Source organism: Methylocapsa sp. S129 (genome assembly GCF_009765995.1).
GTDB lineage: Bacteria > Pseudomonadota > Alphaproteobacteria > Rhizobiales > Beijerinckiaceae > Roseiarcus.
Map to the genome: position 1 here is coordinate 24,691 of NZ_LMUI01000022.1, position 8,717 is coordinate 33,407.

11 protein-coding genes and 1 tRNA gene are annotated in these 8,717 nt (G+C 65.8%); 7 read left to right on the top strand and 5 right to left on the bottom strand.

The window, feature by feature from the left end; translation table 11 throughout:
- Positions 1 to 63 precede the first annotated feature (63 nt).
- Positions 64 to 1,548: an undecaprenyl-phosphate glucose phosphotransferase gene (locus GSQ90_RS14535; protein WP_158815571.1), complete on the top strand. Its 1,485-nt coding sequence runs from the start codon at positions 64 to 66 to the stop codon at positions 1,546 to 1,548.
- Here GSQ90_RS14535 and mutY read toward each other — a convergent pair.
- Positions 1,499 to 2,662: an A/G-specific adenine glycosylase gene (mutY, locus tag GSQ90_RS14540; RefSeq protein WP_246731612.1), complete on the bottom strand. Its 1,164-nt coding sequence runs from the start codon at positions 2,660 to 2,662 to the stop codon at positions 1,499 to 1,501. The genes GSQ90_RS14535 and mutY overlap by 50 nt on opposite strands.
- A gap of 27 nt (positions 2,663 to 2,689) precedes the next feature.
- Between mutY and GSQ90_RS14545 the strand changes: the two genes are divergently transcribed.
- Both GSQ90_RS14545 and dapF read left to right on the top strand, forming a co-directional pair.
- Positions 2,690 to 3,208, top strand: a complete 519-nt coding sequence (locus tag GSQ90_RS14545; protein WP_158815572.1) for a DUF721 domain-containing protein — start codon at positions 2,690 to 2,692, stop codon at positions 3,206 to 3,208.
- Between the two features lie 253 nt (positions 3,209 to 3,461).
- Complete coding sequence (dapF, locus tag GSQ90_RS14550; protein ID WP_158815573.1) at positions 3,462 to 4,277, top strand: diaminopimelate epimerase; 816 nt, start codon at positions 3,462 to 3,464, stop codon at positions 4,275 to 4,277.
- A 10-nt stretch (positions 4,278 to 4,287) separates the two neighbouring features.
- On the opposite strand, the gene GSQ90_RS14555 is transcribed toward dapF, so the two are convergent.
- Positions 4,288 to 4,515: a porin gene (locus GSQ90_RS14555; protein WP_158815574.1), complete on the bottom strand. Its 228-nt coding sequence runs from the start codon at positions 4,513 to 4,515 to the stop codon at positions 4,288 to 4,290.
- A 215-nt stretch (positions 4,516 to 4,730) separates the two neighbouring features.
- Between GSQ90_RS14555 and GSQ90_RS14560 the strand changes: the two genes are divergently transcribed.
- Together GSQ90_RS14560 and GSQ90_RS14565 are read left to right on the top strand one after the other, a co-directional pair.
- Positions 4,731 to 4,805, top strand: a tRNA-Thr gene (locus tag GSQ90_RS14560).
- Positions 4,806 to 4,992: 187 nt separating this feature from the next.
- On the top strand, positions 4,993 to 5,373 hold the full coding sequence (locus GSQ90_RS14565) for a hypothetical protein (protein WP_158815575.1): 381 nt from the start codon (positions 4,993 to 4,995) through the stop codon (positions 5,371 to 5,373).
- 91 nt (positions 5,374 to 5,464) lie between these two features.
- On the opposite strand, the gene GSQ90_RS14570 is transcribed toward GSQ90_RS14565, so the two are convergent.
- The gene (locus GSQ90_RS14570) at positions 5,465 to 5,689 is read right to left on the bottom strand and encodes a hypothetical protein (protein WP_158815576.1); all 225 of its coding nucleotides are present in this window, start codon (positions 5,687 to 5,689) and stop codon (positions 5,465 to 5,467) included.
- Positions 5,690 to 5,880: 191 nt separating this feature from the next.
- On the opposite strand from GSQ90_RS14570, the gene GSQ90_RS14575 reads away from it, so the two are divergent.
- A complete protein-coding gene (locus tag GSQ90_RS14575) occupies positions 5,881 to 6,126 on the top strand; it encodes a hypothetical protein (RefSeq protein ID WP_158815577.1) in 246 nt (81 codons plus the stop codon).
- Between the two features lie 120 nt (positions 6,127 to 6,246).
- Here GSQ90_RS14575 and GSQ90_RS14580 read toward each other — a convergent pair whose 3' ends face one another.
- Together GSQ90_RS14580 and GSQ90_RS14585 are read right to left on the bottom strand one after the other, a co-directional pair.
- Positions 6,247 to 6,693: a nucleoside deaminase gene (locus GSQ90_RS14580; RefSeq protein ID WP_246731613.1), complete on the bottom strand. Its 447-nt coding sequence runs from the start codon at positions 6,691 to 6,693 to the stop codon at positions 6,247 to 6,249.
- A 1-nt stretch (position 6,694) separates the two neighbouring features.
- A complete protein-coding gene (locus tag GSQ90_RS14585) occupies positions 6,695 to 8,278 on the bottom strand; it encodes a gamma-glutamyltransferase family protein (protein WP_158815578.1) in 1,584 nt (527 codons plus the stop codon).
- A gap of 91 nt (positions 8,279 to 8,369) precedes the next feature.
- Here GSQ90_RS14585 and GSQ90_RS14590 point away from each other — a divergent pair, with 91 nt between their 5' ends.
- Positions 8,370 to 8,606 carry a hypothetical protein gene (locus GSQ90_RS14590; protein WP_158815579.1) on the top strand — a complete coding sequence of 79 codons (237 nt, stop codon included), beginning with the start codon at positions 8,370 to 8,372 and terminating at the stop codon, positions 8,604 to 8,606.
- The last annotated feature ends 111 nt before the right edge of the window (positions 8,607 to 8,717 follow it).

Sequence of the window (8,717 nt, forward strand, 5' to 3'; positions counted from 1 at the left end):
GGGCGTGGAAGCGTCATTCGGGCGTCGACGCCGGCATTCTGTGCCGAAATGGAGCAACAAGGGATGCCATCAGTCGGCGCATCGACCGCGGCGCTTCGAGCCGCCAGACGCCAGTCGCCCGCCTATTTCGCGCGGCGCGGCCGTCGACGCCGCCTGGCGAGCGCGCCCAAGGCGGTCGCCGAAGTCGGCTTTGGCTATCTCGCGGCCCTCTTCGATTTCTGCGCGATCGTGCTCGCGGCGGCTGCCTCCCACACGATCTACAAGTTTGCGACATTCGGGTATTTCCCCGACGCCGAACCGGTGACGGAAGTCGGCGTATTGGTCGGCGCGCTGGTGGTCGTCTTCAATATTCAGCGCAGCGAATACGCGATAAGACAATTCGATTCTTTCTCCGGCCATATCGCGCGCTGCATTTCCGTCTGGAACCTCGCCTTTTTCTGCATGCTGGCGCTCGGGTTCCTCACCAAGACGACGGATGTGTTTTCACGCGGCGCGACCGGCGTTCTCTATTTCGCTGGCCTGTTGACGCTCGGCGGCGCCCGCGTCGTGATGGTCGGCTTCGTCGACGCCACCAAGCGAAAGGGATGGCTGCCGCAGCGCCGGCTGGTCGTGGTCGGTTTCGAGAGCCAGTTGTCCGCCTTCCTGCAGCGCTACGATCTGTCGAAATCGGGCATGGAGATCGTCTCCGCCGCCGTGATCCGCGAGGGCGAAGGCACGCTCAACGACGATCTCGCCCTTGCCGCCGCGACCGTGCGCATGTTGCGCCCGGACGATATCGTGATCGCGGTGCCGTGGTCGCAGACGCGCATCATCGAGGCCTGTGTCGACACGTTCCTGCGCACGCCAGCCGAGATCCATCTGGGGCCTGAAGCGATCCTCGATCGCTTTTCCGAAGCGGCGGTGGCTCAGCTCGGGCCGATCTCCAGCCTCAATCTGACGCGCCCGCCGCTGTCGATTTTGCAGCGCGTCGAGAAGCGCTTCTTCGACACCACGCTCGCCGCGCTGGCGCTTGTCGCGCTAGCGCCGCTATTCGCCGTCACGGCGCTGCTGATCAAGCTCGACAGTTCCGGTCCGGTGTTCTTTCTGCAGCGGCGCTATGGCTTCAACCAGGAGCCGTTCCGCATCGTCAAGTTCCGCACGATGACGGCGATGGAGGACAACGCCAATCTCATTTCGGCGACGCGTTTCGATCCGCGCGTGACCCGCATCGGCGCCTTCCTGCGCCGCACCAGCATCGACGAATTGCCGCAGCTCCTGAATGTGCTGGCCGGCGACATGTCGCTGGTCGGGCCACGGCCGCACGCGCTCGCCCACGACCAGCGCTATGACAGCCGCATCGCCCAATATGCGCGCCGCCACAACGTCAAGCCTGGCATCACCGGCTGGGCGCAGGTTTGCGGCCTGCGCGGCGAAATCGCCAGCGAGGACAAGATGCGCCGCCGCGTCGAACATGATCTCTATTACGTCGACAATTGGTCGCTGTGGTTCGACATCAAGATCATTGCGCTGACCGTGTTTTCGTCGAAGGCGCATTCCGGCGCTTATTGAGCCGCTTTTTCGGCGGCGAGGTTCGCTTCTCGCTTGCGAAGTTCAACCCATGCGCGACGGCTTTGCGCATCAGGCTTGAAAGCGCCGCGCCCTCGATCTCCTCCTCGGCGACCCAGAAGCAGCCCTCATGCGCCGGCGGAATGCCCGCGAGCCGCGTGCAATAGACGTTCAGCGCCAGCGAGAAATGGGTGAAGACCTGTTCGACGAGCCCGGGCGTCAAGCGCCAAAGCGCGGGGAAAGGCGCCCCGCTTGCGGCTTCATCCGCGGCATAATCGGCCGACCAGGGCGTGCCCGGCAGTTCCAGCGTGCCGCCCAGCAGCCCGCGCGGCGGGCGTGTGCGCAGGAGAATGGCGCCGTCGGCGGCCTGCGCGAAAAAGGCCGCGCCCTTGCGATGCGGACGCGCCTTGCGGATCGCCTTGCGCGGATAGGCCTGCGGCTCCCCGGTCGCAAAGGCGGCGCAGGACGATCGCATCGGGCAGGCCGGGCAATCGGGGTTGCGCGGCGTGCAGATCGCCGCGCCAATATCCATCAGCGCCTGGGCGAAATCGCCGGGACGATCCGGAGGCGTCAGCGCCGCGGCCGCCTTGGCGATCGCGCCTCGGGCCTTGGCGATCGGCTGTTCGATCGCGTGGAGGCGCGTCATGATGCGCGCGATATTGCCGTCGACCGGCGCGGCGGGCTCGTTAAAGGCGATCGCGGCGACCGCCGCCGCCGTATAGGCGCCGACGCCCGGCAGCGCGCGCAATTCGGCTTCGCCACGCGGAAAGACGCCGCCGCGCCGCGCGATCTCCCGCGCGCAGGCGTGCATATTGCGCGCCCGCGAATAATAGCCAAGCCCTGCGAAAGCGCGCATGACCTCTTCCAGAGGCGCGGCGGCGAGGTCTTCGACGCGCGGCCACAGCGCCCGGAAACGTTCGAAATAGGGAATCACCGCCTGGACGGTGGTCTGCTGCAGAAGAATCTCGGACAGCCAGACGCGATAGGGGTCGGCGATCACGCCCGGCTCCGCCCGCCACGGCAGGCTCCGCCGATGGCGATCCCACCAGGCGAGGACGCGGCGCGCAAGCGGCGGCGATTGCATCGCGGCGCCGCGGGGGGATAGATTGGCTTTCATCGCGCCGATCATAGGTGGACGGAGCCCATGACGAAACCGCCCAATCGCTGGGGTCGCGGCGCCGCGCCGCTCGGCGAGTTCCTGGCCGAGCTCGTCGCGCCGGCTTTGGCGCGCCAGGGCCTTGGCGAGACGAGCCTGGTGACCGACTGGAGCGCAATCGTCGGCGAGCGGATCGCCGGCCGCTGCCGGCCGATCGAAGTGCAATGGCCGCCGCGCGCCTCGCGCCGCGATCCGGATATGCCGGTCGCGCCCGCGACCCTGGTTCTGCGCGTCGAGGGCGCCTTCGCGCTGGAGGCCCAGCATTCGACCGCCGTCATTATCGAGCGCGTCAATGCGCATCTGGGCTGGCGCTGCATCGGCAAGGTCGCCTTTCGCCAGGGCCCGCTTGACGCGGCCCCCCGGCGCGCGCCAAAGACCGCGGCGCCGAGCGCCCGCGCGCGGGAACTCGCGCAGGGATATTCCGCCTCGATCGAGGCCGAGGATCTTCGCGACGCGGTGACGCGCCTGGGCGCGCGGGTGATCGACAAGGCCGGGCGCGCGCGGTAGTGACCAATTCAGGCAAATCGAAAGGGGCTGCCTTCCCCTTCCCTCCTTGTGGGGGAAGGTCGGGATGGGGGGTCGCGCAGACCTGGAGGGGGATAGGGCGGTGCGACCCCCTCCTTAACCCTCCCCCACAAGGGGGGAGGGAATAGTGGCGCCCCTTCAATTTGGCAGGCGCGCGCTATTGGTACGTTCGGAAAGAGGAGCGGCTAAAATTTCCATCGCGATTGATCGAACGATTTCGCGCCGCGTCGCCAAAATGAACGGCCTGGGCAATGAGATCGTCGTGCTCGACCTGCGCGGCGCCGATGTCGGCGTGAGCGCCGATCAGGCGCGCGCCATTCATCGCGCCAAGGGTCTCGCTTTCGATCAATTGATGGTGTTGTTCGATCCGCGCCGGGCGGAGACGGCCGCCTTCATGCGCATCTACAACAACGACGGCAGCGAGGCGGAAGCCTGCGGCAACGGCACGCGTTGCGTCGCCTATCTCTTAATGCGCGGAACCGATCGCAACGATCTCAAGCTGGAGACAGGCGCGGGCGTTCTCGATTGCCGCCGCGAAGGCGAGTTTTCATTCCGCGTCGACATGGGCGAGCCGCGCCTCGCCTGGAGCGAAATCCCGCTCAGCCATGCCGTTCCCGATACGCGCAGCGTCGCTCTGCCGATCGAGGGTCATCGCGACGCCGATCTCAGCGCGGCCTCGGTCGTCAATATGGGCAATCCGCATGCGATTTTCTGGGTGCGCGACATCGCGGCCCATGATCTCCCGGCGATCGGCCCGCTGCTCGAACATCACAAGATGTTCCCCGAAAAGGCCAATATCTCGCTCGCCCATGTCGCGAGCCGCGATCACATCCGCCTGCGCGTATGGGAGCGCGGCGTCGGCCTCACGCAGGCCTGCGGCTCGGCGGCCTGCGCCGCCTTGGTCGCCGCCGTGCGCGACGGCCTCACCGAGCACAAGGCGCGCGTTACCCTGCCCGGCGGCGATCTGACGATCGAATGGCGGCAGGCCGACAATCATGTGCTGATGACCGGCCCGGTCGAACTGGAACATGAGACGAGCGTCGAACTCTAGGTGGTCCGGATTAATCGTGGGACGACGACTTTAAATTGCCCATTTCGACGCCGCCCGAGACATAGCCGCCCAGCTTCACGCAAGTATCGCTGCCCGGTATCAGGAAGCCGGTCATGCCGCCGACGGTGCAGGTCTTCAAGTGTTCGGTGCGCACGCGCTTCATCGTCGGCAACTCCGCGGCGCTCGCCATGCCGATGGCCGCGACGGCGAGCGCAATCCCCGGCAGAATGATTCTCATCGTCTGTCTGGACCTCATCCTTGGCCGGCCCTGATTGGGGTTCGGCCCGCATGTTAGGGCATGGCTGGTCCCTGCGCCACATGGGTCGACCCGGCTTGAGGAACGCCGGCTGGCCCCGCCCCATTTCCGGCCGATGTTGCCATGGCCGCGACCCTGTGGCACAAGGCGCGCGTTCCCGCCCATCCCCTCGCAGATTCGCCGCCGGATGGGCCAGCGCTGCCGTAGCTCAGTGGTAGAGCACTCCCTTGGTAAGGGAGAGGTCGAGAGTTCAATCCTCTCTGGCAGCACCATTCGCCCTTGAAATCATGGATTGTTTTCAAGCGGCCGGCGAGGCGCCGACGCGCGCGCATGCCTTGGTTCTGGCGCGATCGCGAACTACGTCTCACGACTGTGTGAACGGCATGGAACGCGACGCGTCCGCCGACGTTAATCCACCACATCCGCGGTCTCGATGACCCAATGATGGAAGGAATACCAATGCGCAATCTTCTTCTGGCCGGAACAGCCGGTCTTTTCCTCGCCCTTGGCGCGGCCAACGCCTATGCCGTCGCGCCGAATTCACCCTATGCGACAATGGTTCCGCCCGGCGCGGTCGACGGCTATGCGCCTGACAACGGCTATCCCTATTACGCCGATCCTGGCTATGGCGATCCCGGCTTGGTCCAGGGTCGCGCGGCTTATGTGGACCCGGATTACGCCTATAACGATCCGGTCTATGTCGATCCGGGCTATGGCTATTACGGATATCCCGCGCCGGTCGGCGGATTCTACTTCGGCGGCGGCCGCGGCGGTCATTTCGGCGGCGGTCACTTTGGCGGCGGCCATTTCGGCGGCGGCCACTTCCATCACGGAAGATAAGCGGACAGACCAGAGACCAAGCAAAGATAGAGCCGGCGAGGGAAACCTCCCGGCTCTTTTCTCACGTCAGACCTACGGCGGCTATGCGATATCAGAACGCCGTATGCCTATGCCATGCCGGCGTCTGGCGCTTGGCGTCGCAAATTTCGTTGAGCGCATGGCGAATGCCCGGCCTTTCCAGCCAGTGGATTCCTTCTTCCAAACCTTCGGCGATGACTTCTCGTTCGATCGAAGCGAAGTCTTTGTATTCGCCCGTCCGCGCCAGCTCGTAAGCGATCTGGACGACATGGGCCAAACGTCCATCGTCTTGGATCATTGCGGCCTCCCTTTTTCGCCCCTTCAGCCTCCCGACGCTCCTCCATCAAAGCGTCAATCGTATGGCGCCCGCGGCGCTGGCGCAGCTTTAAATGCGGTCGCGTCGGGCCGCTGCAAAATGCGTCAATCTGAAACTTCGTTCGCCCCGCCTCGTTCCCTCTATGACTGGGGACAACCCGAAAGGACCATCTCATGCGCAAGTTTCTTTTGCTCGGAACGATCGGCGCGGCTGTCGCTCTTGGCGCCGCCAATGCCTATGCCCTCCCTTCCAGCTCGCCCTATGCGCTCTCGGAACCTCAGGCGGTCGATTCCTATACGCAGCCTGATTCAGGTTATGGCGCCATGAACGAGGGTCGCGCCGCGTTCGTGCAGGGCGGCGTCAGCGGTTGGAGCGGGCCGTCGTACGAAGACAGCACCTATTATTCGCGCGGCAAGTGAAGGCGGCAAAATAGGGGGATCTTGCATCCCCTGATGATGACGGGCTGGCGAGGGCGACCTCCCAGCCCTTCATTTTGCTTCAGCGGAATGCCGCGGCGCCGGGATAAACGATTGCAATTTTCAATCGCGCCGCGCCGCGAAAAACGCGCGCAGTAACGTCGCCGCTTCACTCTCGCGAATGGCGCCGTAAACTTCCGGCGCGTGGTGGCAGGTCGCTTGCGCAAAGAAGCGCGGGCCGTTTTCGACGGCGCCGCCTTTCGCGTCGCTCGCCCCGTAATAAAGCCGCCGCAGCCGCGCGAATGAAATCGCCGCCGCGCACATCGCGCAGGGTTCGAGCGTCACATAGAGATCGCAATCGGCGAGGCGCTGCGAACCGAGCGTCGCCGCCGCCGCGCGGATCGCCAGAATTTCCGCATGGGCGGTCGGATCATTGTCGGCGAACGTACGATTGCCCGCGCTGGCGAGGATGGCGCCATGGCGTGCGATCGCCGCGCCGACCGGAACCTCGCCGCGCGCCGCCGCCGCCCGCGCTTCATCGAAAGCGACGCTCATCGCATCGAGCGCCATGCTAAATCCCCTCCGCGCCGCCGTCCGAGCGCGGATCATGCGCGGCCTCGATGGCGCCTTTGGCGCCGCGCACCAGCGCGCCCGCATGGCCGAAAGCATCGCCGCGCGCCGCCCAATCGATCTCATGGCCGGCGCGCGCCAGCGCATGGCCGATTCCATCGTCAAAGCCGTCCTCAAGCTTGACGCTGGCCGAGGGCGCGCCCCAGGAGCGGCCGAACAGGTAACGCGGGGCGTCGAGCGCGGCGGCGAGATTCTGGCCGGCGCGATAGCGGGTCAGCAATTGCGCCTGGAATTGCGGCTGGCCGTCGCCGCCCATCGCGCCGTAGGACATGACGCGGCCGTCGTCGAAAACGCAGAGCGGCGGGTTGAGCGTATGCAGCGGTCGCCGGCCCGGCTGCAGCGGATTGACGGCGCTGGAATCGAGCGAAAACGAAACGCCGCGGTTCTGCATGAGAACGCCGGTGCGCGGCAGGACGCAGCCCGAACCGAATTCCCAATAGATCGACTGGATGAAGGAGACCGCGCGGCCCTGCGCATCGATCGCCCCCATCCAGACCGTGTCGCCCTGGTCGAATTTGAGCGGCAGGCTCGCGGCGCGAGTCATGCTGATTTCGGCAGCGCCGCGATCGAGCGCCTCTGCGGCAAGAAAATCCGCGCAATCATATTCCAGTTGGTCGAAGTCGGTGACGACGTGATCGCGGATCGACAGCGCGCGCTTGGAGGCTTCGATCAGGCCGTGAAAATAGGCGAAGCTTTCGACATTCCTGACATTGAGCCGCTCGAACAGGCCCATCAGGATCAGCGACGCCAGCCCTTGCGTCGGCGGCTGCGTGTTGTAGAGCGTCGCGCCCGCAATGCGCAGAGACAAAGGCTGGCGCCATGCGGCGCGGTACGTCTTGAGGTCGGCGCGCGTCACCGGCGACCCCAAGCGTTCGAGATCGCCCGCGATCTCGCGCGCGACATCGCCGCGATAGAAATCGTCGAGCCCGGCATGGGCGAGCTGCGCCAGCGTTTCGCCAAGCCTTGTGACTTTGCGAAGATCGCCCGCCTTGGCCGGCTTGCCGTCGATGAAATAAGTGTCGGTGAAACCCGGCGCCGCGATCAGCCCCTTGTCCTTGGTCGGATCGAAACGCGTCTCGGACGGCGAAACAGGGTAGCCGTCCAGCGCATGGCGGATCGCATTCTCCATGAGCACGCCGAGCGGCAGGCGCCCGCCCGTCGCCGCCGACAATTCCAGCGCCAAAGCCCAGCCGCCGACGCTGCCGGGAACCGTCAGCGCCGCCTGCGGCCCGCGCGGCGGGATCGCGTCGACTTCGGCGAGGCGGTAGAATTCAGGCGTCGCCTTCTCGCCGGCGAAGCCGCAGGCCTCGATCGCGCGCACCTTGCCGTTCGGCTCGCGGATCAGCCAGAAGCCGTCGCCGCCGATCGCGTTCATATGGGGATAGACGACGGCGATCGTCGCGGCCATCGCGACCATCGCCTCGATCGCATTGCCGCCCTGAACGAGGATGTCGCGCCCGGCCTGCGCCGCCAGAGAATGCGGCGCGGCGGCGGCGGCATGGGAAAAGACAGGCGTATCGTTCATGGGGGACCGATGTTTGAGAGGGGCGGGCGGCTTGCGCCGCGCCATCCTATGGTATAGGGCCGAGCGCCGCCAACGAAGCGTGGAGTTCATCTTGCCGACGAATGCGCCCATCAATTGGAGAAATGCGCTGACGCTTGCCAGCGTCGCCGTTCTCGTCGGCACCGAGCTGGTCGGCGCGGGGGGCGCGGCGGGCTGGGCGATCGGCGGCCTGTTTCAGCTCGGCGAGCTCTTCACCCATATCCTTGAGGCCATCTTCATCCTGCTGGCGCTGACCGGCCTGTTCTATTTCGTCCGCGCGGCGCTCAGCCACGAGCCGATCCGGGGGTAAGGCGCGCATGAACCCTTCTCCCGCGAAGCGCTACGGCATTCACACGAGTGATTCCCATTAGGGTCGATGTGTGATTCAAGCGCCTTTTGTTGCGGGGCGCGATGGGTCATG